Raw genomic sequence first — 19,184 nt, 5'->3', positions numbered from 1 at the left:
GAGCGTTCGATGAGCAAGGAGACCAGCATCGTCATCCTCGACGGCGGGCGTCGCACCCCGCGCGCCGATATCCTCGTGGACAACAAGGCCCCGGGCCTTTTCTCGCGTTTCTCCACGACCCAGCTCGGCGGCATGGCCATCAAGGCGACGCTCGGGCACACGAAGATCGATCCCGGCCTCGTGGGTCACGTGGTGATGGGCATGGCCCAGCACAGCCACCGTGACTCGATCTACGGCGCGCAGGGCATGCGCTGGCGCGGCGGCCTCGGCAAGGACGTCCCCGCCCTCACCGTGGCGCGCATCTGCGGCAGCGGCGCGGAGGCAATCTGCGTCGGCGCGGAGATCCTGCTCGCGGGGCTGCGCAATGACGAGGAGCGCCCGTTCACCGTGGTCGGCGGCGCCGAGAGCATGCAATATCCCTTCTGCCTCTACGATTACCGCGGCAAGAAGGTCGGCGCGGCGACGCAAAAATACGGCCCCATCGAGGCAAAGTCCCTGCCCGCGGGCACGCACCTGCAGGACATGCTCCTCATGAGCCTCTACGACCCGAGCGCGAAGATGGCCATGGCGAACACGGCCGAGGAGCTCGGTCGTCGATATGGCATCAAGCGCGAGGAAGCCGACGTCTTCGCCTACCGCTCCCACAAGAACGCGAAAGCCGCCCGCGACGCAGGCCATTTCGACGAGGAGATCGAGCCGGTCGCGCTCCCCGCGGACGACGGCGGCGCGCCCACGGTCCTCAAATACGACACGCACATCCTCGAAGACCCGAGCCCGGCGAAGATGGCGCGTCTCCCGCCCGCATTCGAGCAAGGCGGCATCATCACGGCGGGCAACGCGAGCGCAGTCGTCGACGGCGCAGCAGCCATGCTCATCGGCAAGGAGTCGGACGCCGAGCGCCACGGCGCGCGCCCGCTCGCGCGCATCGCGGGCATGGGCGTGGCCGCCTGCGACCCGCAAATCATGGGCTGGGGCCCCGTCCCCGCCGTGAAAAAGGCGCTCGCGAAGGCCGGCATCACGGGCAAGGACGTCGACATCGTCGAAATCAACGAGGCCTTCGCCCCCCAAGCGCTCGCCTGCGTCCGCGATTTCGAAAAAATGGGGATCGACCCGGAGCGCGTGAACCCGATGGGCAACGCAATCGCACTCGGCCACCCGCTCGGCGCGACAGGCGCAATCCTGACACTCACGTGCGCCTACGCGCTGCGCCGGACGAAGAAGCGCTACGGCATCGTCACGATGTGCATCGGCGGCGGGCAGGGCATCGCGCTCGTGCTCGAGTCGATGGGCTGACCCGCCGCGCCGGGGCGCTGCCCCGGACCCCGCGGGGGCTGTCCGCCCCTCGACCCGGACCAGGGCAAGCCCTGGACCTCAGGGGGAAGAACTGCGCGATGCGCAGTTCTTCCCACACGCCGGTGGCAAGACCAGGGACGGCGTTGCCGGTCACGGCGGTCTTGGTTGGCAGGGTCGTCGCCGGTCTTGCCCTGGCCGTTCGATGAACTGCGCATCGCGCAGTTCATCGACCCCGGGTCCAGCGCTTGCGCTGGTCCGGGTCCAGGGGCGGATAGCCCCGGTGGGGCCTGGGGCAACGCCCCAGCGCAGCGGTTTCAAGATGAGACCAGCTCTCCACGCGGTGGAGAGCGCGGGCGTCTACAGCTCGTCCTTGCCGCCCGTCAGCATCGCTTCCAGCCGATCCGCCTGCTCGGCGATGGCCATCGCGATTGCCACGAACCGCGCCCGATCCAGCACCCGCAGCGGATACCTCGCCACGATCGTGTAATGCTCGGCCCGCTCGCAGAGCGCGCCCACGTCGAGCGAGCGGCTCCGGCGTAGCGCTTCCTCCGGCGTCAGACGATTCTTTGGACAAACGGGGCTCTCCAGCGTCACCCACGTCGCCTCGCCTCCGTTTTCCTCCTCGAAGCGCGGCGTGTGTGCATGCGCGAGCAACCCCTGCGTCCGGCCTACTGGCTTTTGCCAGGCGATTGTCACGCCAAATGCTGTCTCGCCGCGCCCGTCCAGCGAGAACAGGTGCCTCGCCCGCTGCGCGAGATCGTCGAACGACGCCGGCTTGCTCCATGGATCGGCGTCCACCTCGACGTCTTCCTCTTCCTCGGCGTCCTGACCTGCCGCGACGGCGGCGAGATCACGCACGCTTGCGAGCATCGTCTCGGCGATCGCGAAGATTGCGGGCAGCACCGCGCTCGCGTCGCGTGGATCGATGACGAGTGACACCGCCTGACCGTCGAAGCGCACCGACAAGGTCCCGGTGCGTATCTCCTCGCCCGCGGATTCGGGCAGGAGCGAGGGACCGACCTCGATATCGATGTCGAGCCCTTGCGGGCTCTCCTGCTCCATGTCGACGATGGCCCGCGCGATGCGTGCGTCCGGAAAATTGGCCATGGCCTCCTCCAGGCTCGCGAGCGCGTGGGCCGGGGAGAACCGAGCGTAGGGCAGCGTGAAGCAAAACGGACGGGGCATGGTTTTCTCTCAGGAACGGGCGAGCTTGCCTTCTTCGATGGCCAGACCGAGGATGTCCGCCTGCTCGGCGAGCGCGAGCGTGATCTCCAGGAAGAGCGACGCGTCGAGCGCGCGCACGGGATAACTCGTCGAAAGGAGGTACGTCTCGCCGTCGAGCGACATCTGGAAATCGGCCGCCGTGTTGATCCCGACCGCCTCGGCGGGCGGGAGTGCCGACAGCGGACAAACCTCGCATTCGAGCGCCACCCACGACGCGCCTTCGCCCTCGCCCGCGGCGAACGCGGGTTCGAAGGCGCGCACGCGGACGCCCTTCTTGCGCGGCGGCTCCTCCCAGGAGACCGTGAGCGAAAACGACGTTTCGTCGCCTTCGATGGCCCCGAACGTACGCGCGGCGACGACACGGAGCGATTCGAAGGCCTCTCCGACCTCGTCCTCGATTTCCTCTTCGTCCTCCTCGTCCTCGTCGACGTCCTCCTCGTCCTCCTCGTCCTCCTCGTCCTCGTCCTCGTCTTCCTCGTCTTCGTCCTCGTCGTCCAGTTCTTCGTCGTCCTCGAATTCCTCGTCCTCGTCTTCCTCGTCTTCTTCGTCTTCCTCGTCTTCGCTTTCGTCCTCGTCGATCACGTCGAGCCGACGGAGGACATCCTCGACGATCTTGACGAGCACGGGCATCACGTAGGCGTTTCGCTCGAGATCCACGGCGAGCGTCGTCTCTTCGCCTTCGGCGGAGAGCGTGATCTCGGCGCTCGGGGCGTCCTCGCCTTCCGGCAATTCGGGATCTTCGGGCGCGCGGTGATGCTCGACGAGCGCGCGCGGCAGCGAGATCTCGATGCCGCAGAGGGGTTCGTCGGGGTCGTCGGCTGCGTCGAGCTCGACGAACGTGACGCGGGCGCCGGGGAACGCGGTGAGCGACTGCTCCAGCGTCAGGAGGAATCGCGGCAGTTCCAGGCCCTCGAAGGGCAGGGTGAAGGTCGACCAGTTCGACATGAGCGGCGCGGAGGATACACCTTCGCGGCCCGACGTCACGCGCGAACGGCCCGCGCCGCGCGGCGAAGCGCGCCCGCGATGGTGAGGCGCGCATCCGAATCCCGAACCAGGTGGAGAAGCAAACCGACCTGGCCCCCGGGCCGCAATGTTATGTTCCCCTCTGGAACGTGCCACGCTCGCAAGAGCTCGCGCCCGAGCGTAGCCGGGAGAAACGGGTCCGAAAGGCCGAGCACGGCGTGAATGCGCTCCGGCGGAATGCCGGGCTCGCTCGGGGGATCGAAGACCTCCCGCAGGCAAGCGAGGGCCTCGCGGGTCCACCCGGCCTCCAGGATCGCCCGAGACAGACCCATTCGCTCGGCGAGCGGCGCGTCGAGCATCGCCTCGTCGAGCCGCAGGGCCGCGCCGGCGAGGAAGGCGATGTCCGGGCGCATCCCCCGCGGAAAACTCCGCGCGCGCCCGCAGACCGCCTGCGCCACGAGCGCTCCGGTGCTCGTGCCCCCGATGCCCACCACGGACGAACCGAGCTCGCGGGCCCATGCAATGAGCACCGCCATTTCCTGCGCGCCGGCCGCGCAGAGATGAAAAAGCCCCTCGGGCCCCGCCGAGAGAATCGCCTCGCCGCTCGCCTTTCCGGCCGGCGCGCGCCTCCCGTGCCACGGCGGCGCGAGCAGGATCACGCGATACCCCTGCGCGGCGAGCCCTCGCCCCATGGCCTCCTCCTCGGGCCAGTACACGACGTCGTCGCAGGCCGTGAAGAGACCGCCGGCGTAAATGAACGTCGCCGCGACCTCCTCGCGCCGCTCCGGCTCGAAGACCCGGGCGTGGACGACGTCGCCGATGCGCGAGGGAGAACGAAATCGAATCAAGTATTCGGGACCGGCGGGACCCGGGAGCGCGCGGGAGCGCTCGATCGCGGGCAGCTCCGCGGGCAAACCATACAGCAGCTCCGGGCGCGCGATCTCCAGCGCCCACCGCGCCGCGACCTCGCCGGGCGACGGGACGTGGAAGGCGATCGGATCAAATGAGACATCAGCCGCGAAAAACCCGAGCGTCCGCTGGGGGACGAGGCACCGCCGCGTGCGCACGCGCCGCTCGATTTCCAGGTGAACGAGCTCCTCGCGCCCGGGCGGCGGCCAGGGTTCGCCCCAGAATGCGCGCTCCCAGCGGCGCGAGATCTCCTCGCGCGCCGCGCGCGCCCGCGCGAAGTGCACGAGCCCTCGGGCGAGGCGGCGCCGCATCTTCATCGGCACCTCGCTTTTCACCCCGAGGCGCGCGATCAATTCGTCCGCGTCGGACGAGCCGAGGGCCGAGGCCATCGCGCCGAGGCGCAGGAGGCGCAGCTCGAACGGCAGACGTTCGAGCTTGAAACGTTCGTACGTGGGCGTATCGAGCAGGGCCCCGAGCGGGGAGCTGATCAGCCGGTGCACGGTCGGAGTCGGGAGCCGCGCTCGCATGAGACAGGTCTCCCCACCATGCACGCGGCTTGCCGCCGCATGTTCCCCCCCGCGAGAGCGCTCCGTTGTCGGAAAAATGCGCCGCCGGCAAACCGACGCCGCCCGCGAAGCACGCAATCGTTCCTTTTCTCGGTGGAGGCGCGCGCCGTACCCGACGTAGGATCGGCGCCATGCAAAATCGCTCGGCTTTCGGCACGGCTTCCCTCGCGCTCATTTCGATTCTCGCGGTCGGCGCCTGCACCGGCGTCATCGGCGGAGCAGGCGGTGGCGAAGGGCCTGCCGAAGGTGATGGCGGTTCGGCGGGCGTGGGAAACGGCCCGGCGAGCAGCGGCGCCGACGGCATGGGCGGCGCGGGCGTGGGCGGCGCGGGCGGCGGAGGCGGCGCGGGGCAAGGCGCCGGGGGCGGAGGAGCCTCGTCCACGGCGAGCTCGGGTGGCGGCGCCGGCTGCGGGGACAAGGTTTGCAGCGGCGGCGAGAGCTGCGAGACGTGCCCGATGGATTGCGGCGCGTGTTGTGGCAATGGCGTTTGCAGCGGCGCCGAGACGTGCATGACCTGCGCCTCCGATTGCGGAGCCTGCGCGACGTGCCTGGGCGCCGGCCCGGCCACGACCGCCCTCGACGCCGAGGAGCAGGGCTTCCTGGGCATCCTGAACGATTACCGCGCGCAGAATGGCCTCTCGCCGCTCGCTGCGTGCACCTCGCTGAACCGCGCGGCGCAGGGGCACAGCGAGGACATGCGCGATCAGAATTACTTCTCGCACGACGGAAAGAATGGTTCGAGCTTCAGCGACCGCGCGTGCGACGCCTGCTACGACCACGCGTGTCCCTTGCAGACCGCGATGGCCGAAAACATCGCCGCGGGCAACGGCGCCGCGGACGCGACGTTCACACAATGGAAGAACTCGGCCGGGCACAACGCGAACATGCTCGGCAGCTCGTACAAGGTGATCGGCATCGGCCGCGCGACCGGCGGCGGCGATTTCGACGTGTACTGGACGACGGTCTTCGGCGGCGACACGGAGGCGAGCTGCAACTGAGCCGCGGCGCTCAGGTGACCACGCGAAGCCGCGTCCTCGGCTGGAACGAGGCGTGGCTGCCCGTCTGCGGGGCGCGCATCTCGGGATTCTGGGCGCGCGGCGCGGGCGCGCTCCAGACCCCGTAATCGGCCGAGAGCGGCCCCGGGAGCATCGGCTGCACGGTCCGTTCGAGGAGCTGGAAATCGTTGTGCGCTTCGAGTTCGAGCGGCGTGCCCCGGAGCGGCCCCGCCTGATCGAGCCACGCCTTCACCTTCTGCACGTTGCGCACGAGCACCCAGTGCTGCGGATCCTTGCGCCAGGCCTCCGTGAAGAGGTCTTGCATGTTCTTCCACGCGGAGCGCCGGGCCGCGATCACCGCGAGCATGTTCAAGCAAAGCCCGGGCAACGGATGCCCGAGCTCGAGCGCCCGCGACGCGTGCCGCTCGGCCGCGTCGAGGTCGTTTTCCCGGTAATGGGCGCTCGCGCAGTCGAGGTGCGCCGGCGCGTGATCGCCGAGCCGCCCGAGGATCGCCTCGCATTCGGCCGCGTTCTCCCGGTAATGCTCGCGCAGGCCGCTGTTCTCGCGGAACCAGTCGCTCATGAGCAACGTGTCCTCCTCGGAGGCGTCGAAGGGCACCTTGAGCTCCTGGAAATCGCCCGTGAAATAGACCTCGGGATCGAGCCAGCCGGTGGCCGTCGCCTCCTCGTAATCACGCGTGCCGGGGTAAATCGAGAGGCACGAGAAAATGTACTGGTGGGGTCGCGCGCGGTCGAGGAACGCGAGGGTCTCGCGGAACGTCTCGGCCGTCTCGCCGCGATTGCCGAGCATCATGTAATAGCGGACCTTGATGCCGTACTTTTTCGCGAGCTCGGTCGAATCGATGATCTTCTGGACCGTGATCTTCTTGTCGACCGCCTTCAAGATCCGCGGCGAGCCGCTCTCCACGCCGAGCGAGAGCCGCTCGCAGCCCGCGAGGCGCATCTCGTAGAGCAGCTCCTCGCCGAGCACGTCGACGCGCGTGTCGCAGCTCCACAAGAATCGAATGTTCCGCTCCCGGATGCCGCGGCAGAGGTCGAGGACGCGTTTTCGGTTCGTGGTGAAGGTGTCGTCCTTGACGAGGATCATCTTCACGGGCAAACGCGCCACCGTCTTTTCGAGCACGTCGAGCACGTACGGCACCGATTGCCCGCGGAACCCGCGCCCCCAGGTGTTCTCGGCCCCGCAGAACGTGCACGCCCACGGGCAGCCGCGCGACGTCATCAGGATGTGCGTGTCGAAAAACGAATGCGGCGAGGCGAGCGTGTCGAGATCCTCGACCGAGGCGCGGCTCGGCCCCATCTCGACGCGGCCCTCGAATCGATACGCCGCGCCCGGGAGCCCCCGCAGGCTGCGGCCCGCCGAGAGGCGATCCACGATCTCGAGGAACGTGACCTCACTCTCGCCGACCGTGGCGACGTCGACCTCGGGCCAATGTTCGAGGATCTCCTTCGCGAACGGACTCGCGTGCGGGCCGCCGACGACGATGGGCGCCTTCGGGCGGCGCGCGCGGATCGCCTTCGCGACCAGGGCGACGCCGCGGCGGTTCGCGGTCCAGCACGACATCGCGTAGACATCGGCGTCGAGCGCGGCGAGCACCTCCTCGACCTTCGCCCACGTCATCGCCGAGAGGTTCAGGACCTTGACCTGATGGCCCGCGCGAATGGCCTGCGCCGCGATCGAGAGCAGGCCGTACGGGATCTGGTGGAAATCCGCGTCGAGATCCCCCTCGCGGTACTCGGCGGGCGGCCCGTCGCCGCGCGGGTCGTATGGCTCGCCGCGAGCCGGGATCTTCCAGGGCGGGGGATACAGGAGCGCAATACGCATCGGTGCCTCTCGACGGACCGATTGTAACGGGTCGAAAGCGCCCGGCGCGTCAAAAATCGCACGTCACCGCTCGGCGCCGCCCGGCGCGGTCGACACTTGGAAGGCGCGCAAAAAAAAAACGCGCCACGCGGACCTCGGGGGGGACAGGTCGACGCGCGGCGCGCGAGGAGGTTGGTAGCAGCGGGGTCCGGGGCGTGCAAGGCGCAGAAGCCGGATCTCCGCGATTTCATTCGATCTTCATGCCCGGCGGCAGCTCCCCGCTCCATACGGGGATCCCGCGCGCCGAAAGCTCACGTGCGAGCTCCTCGGCGCGGGCCGCTTGCCATGCCGGATCGCGTGTCCGGGCAAACCGCGGATCGGAGAACTCCGCCTCTGCCCCGAAGGCTCCGCGCAGCACGTCGATGCTGACCGAACGAACGACGGGCGCGAGCGCGTCCGCGAGCGCGGGGATCGATCCTTCGAGGATCGGCTGGACCACGGCGAAGGTGCGCACGCCATGCCGGGAGAAGGTGGAGAGGATGTCGAGCCGCTCCGTGATGCTCGCCCCGCGAGGCTCGAAGAATCGGCGAACCTCCTCGTCGACCGTCGGAATCGAGACCCCGAGCCAGGCCTCGGGGAGCGCGGCGAAGACCGAAAGATCTTGCTCGACGAGGCGACAGCGCGTGAGCACGAGGACGGGGCGCGCCGAGCGAGCGGCCCCGATCGTCCGGAGGCACGCGCGCGTGAGGCCATAACGGCGCTCGATCGGATGATAGGGATCACTCACGATCGGGCAGAACTTGATCGGCCACGGCGGGAGCCGTTCGAGCTCGTCCGCGAGCACCTCGGGCGCATTGATGCGCACGTCCACGTACGAGCCCCACGGCACCTCGGGCAAACGAGCGAGGCGGCGCGACTCGACGACACGTGTCTGCGCATAACAGAAACGGCAGCCGACGAGGCAGCCGACGTACGGACTCAGGGTATGGTGTCGCTCGCCCGGCGCGCCGGCCGGGGTGAGCAAGCTGCTGACGCGTACCTCCCGCACGCGCGCGCCTGCTTCTTCGAGCTCGCGCGCTTCGAACGCCTCGCGCTCGATCGCGGCGAGCACGTCCCGCTCGCTCGCCGATGCGCGCGCGGCGAGGGCCTTGCAAAGCGCGAGGCCGAGCGCGGGGTCCACGTCGCCGCGGCCCGCGCCGTCGCGGTAGCGGAAGAGCAGGCGCTCGGTCCGCGCGGCGAAACGGCCTCCGTCTTCGACGCGGGCGATCTCGAGGTGCACGTCGCGCCCGCCGACGTCGACGGTGACGCGTAGCCCGAGCTCGGTCGAGAGTGCGGTGATACGCGCGCCTTTCGTGAGCTCGTCCCCGGGCGCGAGGGGCGCGAGGAGGGCGCGGAGGTGGCGATCGAGATCCATGCGCGGCGGCGAACGATAACGTACCGGCGAGGCGAACGAAACAAGCAAGCCTTCCGCCACTTCCGGTAGCGGCGCGAACTCTGGTAGCATCGGGAACCGATGGAATGCCCTCGTTGCAAGATCGAGATGACGAACGACCCCTACCGCGGCGCCGAACAGCGCCATCACCGGCGTGAGCGGCTCGAAGCCGTCGCCCACGCGGCCGGCGTGGAGATCGATCGCTGCAGCGGATGCGACGGCGTGTTCCTCGACCACGGCGAGCTCGCCAAGATCCAGTCCGCCGCGGCCCACGGCGACACGTTGCCGACCCACGCGCCGACGACGGCCGTCCAGCGCGCCTACGCGCGCGCCCGCGAGCGCGGCGCCGCAGGGGAGGCCGAAGCCGCCGCGCTCGTTTGTCCGGCCTGCGGCGGCGAGATGGCCGCGCGCAACTGGGGGTTTGGTTCCGAGGTGATGATCGATACGTGTATCGAGTGCCGCGGCGTGTGGCTCGATTTCGGCGAGCTCGAGGCGCTCGAAGACCTGTTCCGTTAGAATCCGAGCCCGGCGTGCAGGCCGAGCTCGACCCATTCGAGGGGCGTGTAGACCGAAACGACCCCTCGATCGAACGTGCTCTGCACGGCCACGTACCCTGCGTGCACGCCGACCCGGACGATCGACGCGCTGAAATCGACCGCTCCGCCCAGGTCGTACGTGGGTCCGCGGACATCCCGCTGCACGATCGCGATCCCGTAATGGGCGAAGATCGAGGGTTGCACCACGCCGCGCAAGGAAAGGCGCGCCCCCGCGACGCCGCGCATCGGGGTCTCGACCGCATTCAAGCGCAGGTAGGATCCCCCGAGCTCCGGGGTAATCGCGAACGGCCCCAGGTTCGCGCGATATCCGATCCGGCCGCCGATACCACTGCCGACGTCGCCGACGGGGCCTCCGCCGCTCGTCACGACCCCCACGTTCATGTCGGCGTTCAACGAAAGGCCAGCCCGGGCCGTGGAAGGGATGAACCCCACCACGCCAAAACCAGCGATCACGGAAATCAGGAAGAGGTTTCGGCGCATGTTTGCCTCCTGGGACGGTCTTCGGCAGACGTAAGCACGTCCGGCGCCGACCCAGGAGGCATGCAGCCCGAGCCTTGAAATGCGTCCGCGGCGGCGGATGGGCGTTTCAGGCGGCCTCGGCCTTGGCCCAGTCCTCGACCTCGTAAAGGAAGCGCGTGCCGCCGATGAGCTTGCGGTTGTACGAGGTGCTCTGCACGAACACGACGTACTTCTCCAGGCTCGCGGGCTTGATGCGCACGGTCGCGCCGGGCGGCAATCCGAGCATCTCGCGGGCGCGCTCGCCGCTGTAGAGATCGCCGGTCTTGCGATCCATGAGCACCACCTCCTTGTGCCCCTGGATCGTCTCGGTCTTCATGAACTCGTAGAAGCCGCGGCCCGCCTTGAAGGTGAGGCCGTTTTCCAGGACGAACTGCTTGATCGGCATGTCGCGGTCCACCTCGAGCGCCTGGAATCGGCCGGGCGGCACGGCGCGCAGGTCGGTGTCGCCGTATTCGGCGGACGCCTCGCGCTTCATCATCGTGCCGAACATCTTGTCGAGGCCGCGGTTCATGCGGCCCTGCTTCTTCACCTCGCGCTCGTAATCCTGGAGCTTCTCGTCGGACGATTGCTTGTAGCAGACCGCGAGGATCATGTCGGTCACGTAGGCGAACTGGTCGAGGCCGATGTGGAAGCCGCCGCTCTTCCGCGCGAGCTCCGCGTAGAACGGCGTCGCGTGACGGCGACCCAGGCATTGCACGCCGTAGACCGGGATCCCGGCCGCGCCGAGCGCGTCGACCTCGCTGCGCCAATCGAGCTTCTTCGGGTTCTGGTTCGGGCCGTGCGGCACGTCGTCGCCGATGAGGACGAAGACCTTCGTGTACCCCTTGGTCCACGACATCGACCGCGCCTCGTGCAAAACGAGCTCGTAACACTCGGGCGCATCGCCGCCGCCCGTGGGGCCGACCTTTTCCACGAAACGCACGATCGCGTCGCCGTCGTCGGTCAGGTCGAGGGCCTTCGTCACGTACGTCGAGCCGGCGTCGCAATAATCGCCGTGGGCGATGATGCCGATCCGGATGCCCGGGATCTCCTTCATCAATCGCCGCACCGTCTCGCCGACCTTGCGACGAACCTGCGTCAAGCAGGGGTACATGCTGCCGGTGGTGTCGAAAGAGAAGACGACCTCGATCCTGTTGTCGATCATGCCCAAGCCCTCCGATTCGTCGCGACCGCGTCGCGATTGGTTCGTCCAATGTGCGCCCATTCGACGCGATTGTCCATTGACGATTCGGGCTGGTCGGACATTGTTCGACATAGCGTTCCGCAATGGCGAACGGCGTCCCGCGATTACCCCGAAAAAAGCGGCGGAATCGAGGTAGGACATTGTTCGTCATAATCAGGGGACGACCGCGGCGCGCCTCCGCTTTACGAGCGGACGCCCCTCCGGTAACGTCGCGCGCCCCGGGCGTTCCGCGCGCCTTCCCTTGCGGCCCTCGGCTTGCAGGGCGTATGAAGACGGCCCCCCCCGGCCTATCCGCGCACGATGAACCCCTCCCCCGCGATCGAGGTCCGTGACCTCTCGAAGCGCTTCGGCGACGTCGAGGCCGTCCGCGGCGTGAGCTTCTCCGTGAAGGAGGGCGAGATATTCGGGTTTCTCGGGCCGAACGGCGCCGGCAAGACCACGACCATCAAGATGCTCTGCACGCTGCTCGCGCCGACGAGCGGCGCCCTCCGCCTCGCCGGCTTCGACGTCACGAAGAGCCCCGAGGACGTGCGGCGATCGATCGGCGTGATCTTTCAAGATCCGTCCCTCGACGATCGTCTCACGGCAGAGGAGAACCTCGAGCTGCACGCCGTCGTGTACGGCGTGCCCCGCGCCGAGCGCCGCGCGCGCCTCGACGAGGCCCTCGCGTTCGTGGAGCTCTCGGAGCGAAAGAAGGATCTGGTGCGCACGTTCTCGGGCGGCATGAAGCGCAGGCTCGAGATCGCCCGCGGCCTCGTGCATCGCCCGCGCGTGCTCTTCCTGGACGAGCCGACGACCGGGCTCGATCCGCAGACGCGGAAAGCCACCTGGGAGGTGCTGCGGGGCTTGCGCGACCGGAACGGCATGACGTTGTTCCTGACGACGCATTACATGGACGAGGCCGAGAACTGCGATCGCATCGCGGTGATCGATCACGGGCGGATCGTGGCCGAGGACAGCCCCGAGGCGCTGAAGCGCGCCGTGGGAAAGGACGTGGTGTTCGTGCGGACGAACGAGCCCGCGGCGCTCTGCGCGGTGCTCGCCGAGCGCTACGGCCTCACGCCGGACCGGACGGAGGAGGGCCTCTGCTTCCGTGTGGAGGACGGCGAGGCGTTCGTGGTGCGTCTCGTGTCCGACGTGCGCGTCGCCGTCACGGGCATCGCCGTGCGCCGCCCGACGCTCGACGACGTGTTCCTCGCGCTCACGGGTCGTCAGATCCGGAACGGAAACGGCGAAGCCGGGCGCGACACGATGCGCGCCATGGCGCGGCGGAGATGAGCATGCGCGCGGAGGTCGTCTACCACCTCGCCCGCCGCGACGTCGTGAAGTTCTTGCGCGACCGGCAGAGCCTCGTCGCGACGCTCGTGCGGCCGCTGCTCTGGATCCTCGCCGTCGGCTTCGGGCTGCGGCGAGCGGTAGGCACGGGCGCGATCGGCGTCGACTTCGTCTCCTTCCTCGTGCCCGGCGTGGCCACGATGGCCGTGCTGTTCTCCAGCATGTTCTCCGCGGTCTCGATCGTGTGGGATCGCGAGTTCGGTTTCCTGAAGGAGCTGCTCGTCGCGCCCGTCCCGCGCGCCACGCTGGTGTTCGCGAAGATGATCTCCGCGAGCGTGACCGCGCTCCTGGAGGTCTCGGTGGTGCTCCTCGTCTCGCCGCTCTTCGGCGCGCGGATCGATCCGCTCGGCGCGCTCCTCGCGATCCCCGTGCTCGTCGCCTTCGGCATGTCCGTGAGCGCGCTCGGGATCACCGTGGCGTCGCGCATGAAGACGTTCGAGGGCTTCGGCGGGATCGTGAACTTCCTGATCCAGCCGGTGTTCTTCTTCTCCGGCGCGCTCTACCCGCTCGAGGGCCTGCCGCCCGCGCTGGCGGCCGTGGTGCGGCTGAACCCGATGTCGTACGCGGTCGACGCAACGCGGGGCCTCTGCGTCGGCGTGCACCACTTCCCGATCCCGCTCGACGCGGGCGTCGTGCTCGCGGCGCTCGCCCTGCTCGGTACCCTCGCGGTGCGCTCGTTCTCACGGATGCAGGCGTGAATCCCCGCGCCCGCGGCGGTGCCGACGCAAGTTCTTGACGCCCGCGCGGACGAATTCCATACGTCGAGGAGCGTCGTTCCATCGAAATGCGAAGGCTCTCCCGTCGCCCTGCCCTCCCTGCCTTGCTCCTCGCCGTGTCCCTCGCGCTCTCCGCGGCGGGCTGCGGACGCGCCTACAAGCACGCGCTGGAGCGTGGCGACGCCTTCGCCCGCGCCGGCAACTGGGACGCGGCGGCCGCGGAGTACGAGCGCGCGACGCGCATCGATCCGGACGAGCAAGAGGCTCAGCGCAGGCTCGCGAACGCGCGGCGCAAGCAGTCGGAAGCGCGCACGGTCGAGAGCCGCGAGGCGCTCTCGCGCGGGGAGCTCGAGAAGGCGCTGTTCCTCGCGCGCGACGCGGTCGCGTTCGAGCCGGTGAACCAGGACGCGCGCCGCGCCTACGTCGAGGCGCGCGCCGCCGTCTTCAAGCGAGCCGAGGAGCTGCTCGCGAGCGGCCACGACGACGCGGCCCTCGCCCTCGCGCGCGCGGCGCGGCAGTGTGACCCGAACGATCAGGCCGCGGCCGCCCTCGAAGGCCGCGTCCTCGACCGGATCGCGACGCGCGCCTACGACCGCGCCCTCAAGTACGCCGACGCGGGCAAACGCGGCAACGCCCTGCTCGCGTTCCGTGACGTCGAGGGCGCCCGCCCCGGCTTCCGCGACGCGAAGCCGCGTGCCGAGGAGATCCGCCGCGCGCTCGAAGACGAGCTCCGCTTCTACCTCGTGATCGAAAAACCCGCGGACACGAAGGCGAGCGGCGTCTCCACGCTCGTCGAGTCCGAGCTCCTCCGGTGGAAGGGCGACTCGCGCGCGCGGCTCGTCGCCGCGACCGCTCAAGAGCCGCCGCAGAACGCCGCCGGCGTACGCATCCAGGCTGCCTTCGACACCATCAACCGCGGCCACGACGTCGCCACGCAAGCTCGCACCTGCGATTACGTGTGCGGCGCCGATCGCCTCCCGAACCCCGCCTACGACGCCGCCTCGCGCGAGGTCGACGAGGCCGAGCGACGCGCGCGCGCCGCGGAGAGCAACGTCCGCCGCGCGAAGAAGATCGTCGAGGACGCGCGCCGCGCCCTCTCGTTCGCGACGAACGCCCACGACCGCGCCAAGGCCGACGAGAAGCGCCTGGACCGCGAGCTCGATCAGTGCCGCGCGACGCAAAAGCCGCCCGCCGACTGCAAGGCCGAGTCGGATCGGTACGACGACGCGCGCCGCGCCCGGAGGGACGCGGAGAGCCGCGAGGACGAGGCGAAACGGGAGCTCGACCGCCGAGAGCAGGAGCTCACGGACGCGCAGCAGAAGGTCTCGAACGAGCGCGACACCTGGGACCGCGCCGTCGCAGAGCTCCGCAGGACGCCCACGACGATCCTCGTCGATCGCATCTGCACGCACAACTACGGCGTCGAGCAGCACACGTGGAGCGCCGCCACCTCGCTCGCGCTCCGCGCCCACGTCCTCGGCGACGCGAACCCCGTGACCTTGCCGCCCGATCCGATCACGACGCGCGCGACGGACGAGACCTTCCGCGCCGAGTCGGGTCGCTGTCGGGAGGTCGCCGCGGGGGATCCTCTGCGCGTCCCGTCCGACGCGGACATCGAGGCCGCGCTCGCCACGCGCGCGGTCGAGAAGATCCGCGGGCAGGTGTTCGTCTGGTACGCCGGGTACGTCCAGAGCTACGCGGACGACCACGCGCGGGAGAAAGCGGCAGGCAGGACCGAGGAGGCGAACGAGGCCTGGGTCCGCCACCTGCTCACGGGCCCGGGTCTGCCCCCGATCGCCCGCTGACGAGCGCGCTGCGCGCCGCGAGCACGCGCTCTGCGGCCTTCTCCGCGGTCTCGGCCATCGCGACGAGGTGCCCCATCTTCCGACCCGGGCGCGCCTCGGTCTTTCCGTACAGATGAATCTTCACGTCCGGGAACGCCGCGGCCCGCTCCCATTGCGGCTCGCCGTGCGCCCAGAGGTCCCCGAGCAAATTCGCCATGGCCGCGGGCCGGAGCAGCGTGGGCTCGCCGAGGGGCAAACCGCAGACCGCCCGCAATTGTTGCTCGAACTGGCTCGTCACGCAGGCGTCGAACGTGTAATGCCCCGAGTTGTGCGGCCGCGGGGCGAGCTCGTTCACCACGATGTCGCCGTTTGGCAGGTAAAACATCTCCACGCCGAGCACGCCCACGAGGTCGATCGCCTTCGCGATGTCCGAGGCGACTTCCGTTGCGCGCGCGCGCGCCGCCGCGGGCACGCCCGCGGGCGCGAGCGAGACGTCCAGAATGTGCCGCGCATGCCGGTTCTCGGCGACCTCGAAGGGCACGATGTCCCCCTCGCGCGAGCGCGCGACGACCACGGAGAGCTCGCACGCGAACGGGACGAACGCCTCGAGCACGCCGAGCTTCCCGGCGAGCGCCGCGAACGCGCGCCCCGCGTCCTCGGGCGCGTCGATCCGGACCTGGCCTTTGCCGTCGTATCCGAACTCCGCCGTCTTCAGGATCGCCGGTGTGCCGAGACGAACGAGCGATTCTCGCAGCTCGTCCTCCGTCCGGATCTCGGCGAAGCCCGCCACCGGAAAGCCACCTTTCGCGAGGAAACGTTTTTCGCGGAGCCTGTGGCGGCACGTATCGAGCACGGCGGGCGAAGGGTGCACGGGCCTCCGCTCCGCGACGGCGGCGAGCGTCTCGGAGGGGACGTTTTCGAACTCGAACGTCACGACGTCGACCCCTTCGGCGAAGCGACGCGCGGCGTCCACGTCCTCGTACGGCGCGACGACCTCGACGTCCGCGACCTGCCCCGCGGGCCCGTCCTGCGACGGGTCGAGCGCGTGCACGCGGTAGCCCATGCGCCGCGCCGCGATCGCGAACATGCGGCCGAGCTGTCCACCGCCCAGAATGCCCACGGTGCGTCCGGGGAGAATGGGGCCGCGAGAGGTCACGTCGTCAAACCTCGCTTTCGAGCGCGGCCCGGGTCTGCTCCGCGCGGAAGGCCTTGATGCGCTCGCGCAGCGATGCGTCGGTGAGCGCGAGGATGGAAGCGGCGAGGAGCGCGGCGTTCTTCGCGCCCGCGTCCCCGATCGCCAGGGTCCCGACCGGGATGCCGCCCGGCATCTGCACGATGGAAAGCAGCGAGTCGAGCCCATGCAGGGCGTGCGAGAGGATCGGCACGCCGAGCACGGGCAGGACGGTCTTCGCGGCCACCATCCCGGGCAAGTGCGCGGCGCCGCCCGCGCCGGCGACGATCACCTGCAGCCCGCGCGCCTCGGCCTCTTCCGCGTAACGGAAGAGGAGGTCCGGCGTGCGGTGCGCGCTGACCACGCGCATCTCGTACGGCACGTCCAGGCGATCGAGCATCTCGGCCGCCTTTCGCATCGTCGGCGCATCGCTCGTGCTGCCCATGATGATCCCCACGCGGGGGGCGCGCTGCGTCATGGCGCGTGTTCTAGTCGGTTTCGGGGCGCACGTCACCGAACTCGGACGTCGAGTCCGCCCGCTCGGGTGAAACGAGCGGACGGACCCGGGCCGGTGCGCCTTCCCAGGGTCCCCGAGCCCAGCGCGAGCTCGGGGACCACGGGGGGTCTTCGGGTTTGCGGAAGGCCGAGGCGCCTTCGATCAGTCCCAGCCGGCGCCGCAGGGCCCGATGTCGTTGAAGGCGAACTCGCGGCCGGCGATGTAGAGCCTCATGCGGCGGAAATCGAGGCCGCCCGCGTAGGCGCCGGCGCCGTCGCAGAAATCACCGTAGTAGTCATTGAGCCCGATCGCGCCCTGCCAGATGTTGCCCTGGAGCGGGGTGGCGTAGTAGCCGCCGACTTGGACGTCACTGAAGTACGCGTCTCTGCCGTACCACCCGCCGCCGGCGCCGCCGCAGGTCGCGCCGCCCGTGAGGAACGCGTAGAGCTCGATCTCGTCCTCCAGGCACTCGTCGACCGCGAAACGGCAGAAAATCTGCTGGCCGTCGAAGCAGACGTCGACATCACCGAACACGAGATCGCCGCCGGGGCCGGGGCCGGGGCCGGGGCCGGGGCCGGGGCCGGGGAAACCGCAGTCGACGCCGGGGGCGCAGCCGCCGCCGTAAGGCCCGTAGCCGCCGTAGCCGTAGCCGCCGCCCCAGTCGAAGATCCGGCCCTTGCCGCCGTAGTACCCGCCGCGGGGGCCGTACCCGCGGTATCCGTATCCATACGCGCCGCGGTAGCCTCCGGCGTATCCATATCCGCCGTAATATCCAGCACCGAACCTATCGTCGTCGATGCCCCAATCACCCGTCCCCGCGAGTGCCTGCCCGGAAGCGGCGAGGAGCATGGCAGAAGCGAATGCGGCGGAAAGGATCCCGAGCGACTTCTTCATGAAAACCCCCTTTTCGGTTCTCTGCCTCCTCTCGCGCCAAACATCGACGCGAGAAGGGCCGGCGTCTCATTACATCAAGCAGCGGCTCGCCGGCGGGCCGCGCGCCCCGGAGCATTGCAAGGTAGCGGCCGCGAGGGTGACGCGCCGTGGTCGTTCGGGAGCGTGCGATATGGGGTCGCACGCCGGCTACGCACCACGGCCGCGAACGTATTTCGGTCCGCGGACATACGCGCGCCGTGCAATGAGAAACCATACCGCCCCGCGTGCGCCGCGCGCCCGAATCGAGGACGGAGCCGCGCGCCCCGCGCGAACGGGTGCGGCCGGCCCGGACGCCGCGGCGGCGTGGGGATCGTCGGGAACGTCCCCTCAGCCGAATCGCTCGAGCGCCTCTCCCACGGTGGAAAGGCGCGGCGCGCGGAGCAGGCCTCCTTCGAGGAGCTCGGCGCGGACCGGATCGACGAGGTGCGTGTCCGTCGGCCGGCCTTCGAGATCGGCGCAAAGCACGTCGAGCAGGACGCCGTCGGTCTCGGCGACGTGCCAGTGCACGTTGTCGCGCTCGTCGGAGATGCTCGTCGCCTCTCCCGGGCCGAGGATCCGATCGATCGTGGGCCGGAGAACGATACCGCCGGGCTCGTCGCGCACGCGATCGTAATGGCGGACGTGAAATCGACCCCGGAGCACGTAATGCACCGAAACCATGTTGTCGTGCGCGTGCGGCGGGTTCGCGCGGCCGGCGCGCAGGACGAAGAGCTTCGTCACGAGCCGCGGACCTTCGTCCCCGGGGAGCGCCGTCGAGAACGGTACGACCGCGGCGCCGCGGCTCGCCGCGGGCGCGCGCGCGAGGAGCGATTCGATGTCGATGGCGCGGGCGATCTCTTCTTGCGAGACGCCGTGGAAAGCTTGCTCCACGAGTTCCTGCCACGTCGCGGGAGAAAGTCGGCCCTCGGCGAGGGCACGCGAGGCCTCACGGGCGGCATGAAAGACGTTCTCCGCAGCGCGACGCTCGGTGGACGCGGCCGCGCCCGAGAAGAGGGTGTACCGGGCCAGAGCGCCGAGGGCCGCAGTGAGGCACGCGCCCATTGCGACGCGTCGCCCGATGCGACGCTCGGCGCGCAGAGCCCCCACGGCCGTGGGCCGGCCCGGGAGCATGAACGTGCGGGGTTCGCTGGGCATGGTTATGCGCGCATTACGAGACGCAGGGCCGAAAGTCAAGAAAACAGCGCGATCGAGGCGTCGCGTTCGTATCCATTCCCCGCGTTCGCCCTGCCCTGCCGTGCATTCCGCGAAATATCCAGCCTGGAGATACCCCCACGTGTGTCGTG

General features: G+C 69.5%; 17 protein-coding genes. 6 read left to right on the top strand and 11 right to left on the bottom strand.

From position 1 onward, the window contains the following. Nucleotides 1-9: 9 nt before the first annotated feature. Complete coding sequence (locus QHF83_RS06120) at nt 10-1,293, top strand: thiolase family protein (protein ID WP_282416827.1); 1,284 nt, start codon at nt 10-12, stop codon at nt 1,291-1,293. A gap of 357 nt (nt 1,294-1,650) precedes the next feature. On the opposite strand, the gene QHF83_RS06115 is transcribed toward QHF83_RS06120, so the two are convergent. Genes QHF83_RS06115 through QHF83_RS06105 form a run of 3 tightly spaced genes read right to left on the bottom strand, consistent with a single transcriptional unit; the run spans nt 1,651 to nt 4,889 of the window. Further along, a complete protein-coding gene (locus QHF83_RS06115; RefSeq protein WP_282416826.1) occupies nt 1,651-2,478 on the bottom strand; it encodes a hypothetical protein in 828 nt (275 codons plus the stop codon). A 9-nt stretch (nt 2,479-2,487) separates the two neighbouring features. Continuing rightward, nucleotides 2,488-3,462: a hypothetical protein gene (locus QHF83_RS06110; protein ID WP_282416825.1), complete on the bottom strand. Its 975-nt coding sequence runs from the start codon at nt 3,460-3,462 to the stop codon at nt 2,488-2,490. A gap of 35 nt (nt 3,463-3,497) precedes the next feature. Beyond that, a complete protein-coding gene (locus tag QHF83_RS06105; protein WP_282416824.1) occupies nt 3,498-4,889 on the bottom strand; it encodes a hypothetical protein in 1,392 nt (463 codons plus the stop codon). A 197-nt stretch (nt 4,890-5,086) separates the two neighbouring features. On the opposite strand from QHF83_RS06105, the gene QHF83_RS06100 reads away from it, so the two are divergent. Next, on the top strand, nt 5,087-5,953 hold the full coding sequence (locus QHF83_RS06100) for a CAP domain-containing protein (RefSeq protein ID WP_282416823.1): 867 nt from the start codon (nt 5,087-5,089) through the stop codon (nt 5,951-5,953). A gap of 10 nt (nt 5,954-5,963) precedes the next feature. Here QHF83_RS06100 and QHF83_RS06095 read toward each other — a convergent pair whose 3' ends face one another. Together QHF83_RS06095 and QHF83_RS06090 are read right to left on the bottom strand one after the other, a co-directional pair. Beyond that, entirely contained in the window at nt 5,964-7,796 is a 1,833-nt protein-coding gene (locus QHF83_RS06095; RefSeq protein WP_282416822.1) for a radical SAM protein, read from the bottom strand. Nucleotides 7,797-8,022: 226 nt separating this feature from the next. Then, nucleotides 8,023-9,189 (bottom strand): radical SAM protein, encoded by a 1,167-nt coding sequence (locus QHF83_RS06090; RefSeq protein ID WP_282416821.1) that lies wholly within the window; start codon nt 9,187-9,189, stop codon nt 8,023-8,025. A 99-nt stretch (nt 9,190-9,288) separates the two neighbouring features. Here QHF83_RS06090 and QHF83_RS06085 point away from each other — a divergent pair, with 99 nt between their 5' ends. Continuing rightward, the gene (locus tag QHF83_RS06085) at nt 9,289-9,723 is read left to right on the top strand and encodes a zf-TFIIB domain-containing protein (protein WP_282416820.1); all 435 of its coding nucleotides are present in this window, start codon (nt 9,289-9,291) and stop codon (nt 9,721-9,723) included. On the opposite strand, the gene QHF83_RS06080 is transcribed toward QHF83_RS06085, so the two are convergent. Further along, nucleotides 9,720-10,244, bottom strand: a complete 525-nt coding sequence (locus QHF83_RS06080) for a hypothetical protein (protein WP_282416819.1) — start codon at nt 10,242-10,244, stop codon at nt 9,720-9,722. The genes QHF83_RS06085 and QHF83_RS06080 overlap by 4 nt on opposite strands. Nucleotides 10,245-10,350: 106 nt before the next feature. Continuing rightward, nucleotides 10,351-11,427, bottom strand: a complete 1,077-nt coding sequence (locus QHF83_RS06075; RefSeq protein ID WP_282416818.1) for a vWA domain-containing protein — start codon at nt 11,425-11,427, stop codon at nt 10,351-10,353. A gap of 339 nt (nt 11,428-11,766) precedes the next feature. On the opposite strand from QHF83_RS06075, the gene QHF83_RS06070 reads away from it, so the two are divergent. From QHF83_RS06070 to QHF83_RS06060, 3 genes are all read left to right on the top strand, one after another. After that, nucleotides 11,767-12,744 carry an ATP-binding cassette domain-containing protein gene (locus QHF83_RS06070; RefSeq protein ID WP_282416817.1) on the top strand — a complete coding sequence of 326 codons (978 nt, stop codon included), beginning with the start codon at nt 11,767-11,769 and terminating at the stop codon, nt 12,742-12,744. Further along, nucleotides 12,741-13,499: an ABC transporter permease gene (locus tag QHF83_RS06065; RefSeq protein WP_282416816.1), complete on the top strand. Its 759-nt coding sequence runs from the start codon at nt 12,741-12,743 to the stop codon at nt 13,497-13,499. The genes QHF83_RS06070 and QHF83_RS06065 overlap by 4 nt, the downstream gene beginning before the upstream one ends. Before the next feature lie 86 nt (nt 13,500-13,585). Next, entirely contained in the window at nt 13,586-15,322 is a 1,737-nt protein-coding gene (locus QHF83_RS06060; protein WP_282416815.1) for a tetratricopeptide repeat protein, read from the top strand. On the opposite strand, the gene QHF83_RS06055 is transcribed toward QHF83_RS06060, so the two are convergent. From QHF83_RS06055 to QHF83_RS06040, 4 genes are all read right to left on the bottom strand, one after another. After that, the gene (locus QHF83_RS06055) at nt 15,288-16,457 is read right to left on the bottom strand and encodes a 5-(carboxyamino)imidazole ribonucleotide synthase (RefSeq protein WP_282416814.1); all 1,170 of its coding nucleotides are present in this window, start codon (nt 16,455-16,457) and stop codon (nt 15,288-15,290) included. The two genes, QHF83_RS06060 and QHF83_RS06055, sit on opposite strands and share 35 nt — an antisense overlap. Nucleotides 16,458-16,461: 4 nt before the next feature. Then, nucleotides 16,462-16,950 carry a 5-(carboxyamino)imidazole ribonucleotide mutase gene (gene purE / locus QHF83_RS06050; RefSeq protein WP_282416813.1) on the bottom strand — a complete coding sequence of 163 codons (489 nt, stop codon included), beginning with the start codon at nt 16,948-16,950 and terminating at the stop codon, nt 16,462-16,464. 180 nt (nt 16,951-17,130) lie between these two features. Further along, on the bottom strand, nt 17,131-17,862 hold the full coding sequence (locus QHF83_RS06045; protein ID WP_282416812.1) for a hypothetical protein: 732 nt from the start codon (nt 17,860-17,862) through the stop codon (nt 17,131-17,133). A gap of 366 nt (nt 17,863-18,228) precedes the next feature. Further along, a complete protein-coding gene (locus tag QHF83_RS06040) occupies nt 18,229-19,035 on the bottom strand; it encodes a hypothetical protein (RefSeq protein WP_282416811.1) in 807 nt (268 codons plus the stop codon). Nucleotides 19,036-19,184: the final 149 nt, after the last annotated feature.

This window comes from Polyangium sp. 15x6 (assembly GCF_029960785.1).
GTDB lineage: Bacteria > Myxococcota_A > Polyangia > Polyangiales > Polyangiaceae > Polyangium.
The sequence above is the reverse complement of the archived record's forward strand: the minus strand, read 5'-3'. Positions and strand labels throughout refer to the sequence as shown.

Excerpts from the sequence above, each read along its gene's own strand:
- QHF83_RS06120 (WP_282416827.1), top strand. The coding sequence starts at position 10 with ATGAGCAAGGAGACCAGCATCGTCATCCTCGACGGCGGGCGTCGCACC.
- QHF83_RS06115 (WP_282416826.1), bottom strand. The coding sequence starts at position 2,478 with ATGCCCCGTCCGTTTTGCTTCACGCTGCCCTACGCTCGGTTCTCCCCG.
- QHF83_RS06110 (WP_282416825.1), bottom strand. The coding sequence starts at position 3,462 with ATGTCGAACTGGTCGACCTTCACCCTGCCCTTCGAGGGCCTGGAACTG.
- QHF83_RS06100 (WP_282416823.1), top strand. The coding sequence starts at position 5,087 with ATGCAAAATCGCTCGGCTTTCGGCACGGCTTCCCTCGCGCTCATTTCG.
- QHF83_RS06095 (WP_282416822.1), bottom strand. The coding sequence starts at position 7,796 with ATGCGTATTGCGCTCCTGTATCCCCCGCCCTGGAAGATCCCGGCTCGC.
- QHF83_RS06090 (WP_282416821.1), bottom strand. The coding sequence starts at position 9,189 with ATGGATCTCGATCGCCACCTCCGCGCCCTCCTCGCGCCCCTCGCGCCC.
- QHF83_RS06085 (WP_282416820.1), top strand. The coding sequence starts at position 9,289 with ATGGAATGCCCTCGTTGCAAGATCGAGATGACGAACGACCCCTACCGC.
- QHF83_RS06080 (WP_282416819.1), bottom strand. The coding sequence starts at position 10,244 with ATGCGCCGAAACCTCTTCCTGATTTCCGTGATCGCTGGTTTTGGCGTG.
- QHF83_RS06075 (WP_282416818.1), bottom strand. The coding sequence starts at position 11,427 with ATGATCGACAACAGGATCGAGGTCGTCTTCTCTTTCGACACCACCGGC.
- QHF83_RS06070 (WP_282416817.1), top strand. The coding sequence starts at position 11,767 with ATGAACCCCTCCCCCGCGATCGAGGTCCGTGACCTCTCGAAGCGCTTC.
- QHF83_RS06065 (WP_282416816.1), top strand. The coding sequence starts at position 12,741 with ATGAGCATGCGCGCGGAGGTCGTCTACCACCTCGCCCGCCGCGACGTC.
- QHF83_RS06060 (WP_282416815.1), top strand. The coding sequence starts at position 13,586 with ATGCGAAGGCTCTCCCGTCGCCCTGCCCTCCCTGCCTTGCTCCTCGCC.
- purE (WP_282416813.1), bottom strand. The coding sequence starts at position 16,950 with ATGACGCAGCGCGCCCCCCGCGTGGGGATCATCATGGGCAGCACGAGC.
- QHF83_RS06045 (WP_282416812.1), bottom strand. The coding sequence starts at position 17,862 with ATGAAGAAGTCGCTCGGGATCCTTTCCGCCGCATTCGCTTCTGCCATG.
- QHF83_RS06040 (WP_282416811.1), bottom strand. The coding sequence starts at position 19,035 with ATGCCCAGCGAACCCCGCACGTTCATGCTCCCGGGCCGGCCCACGGCC.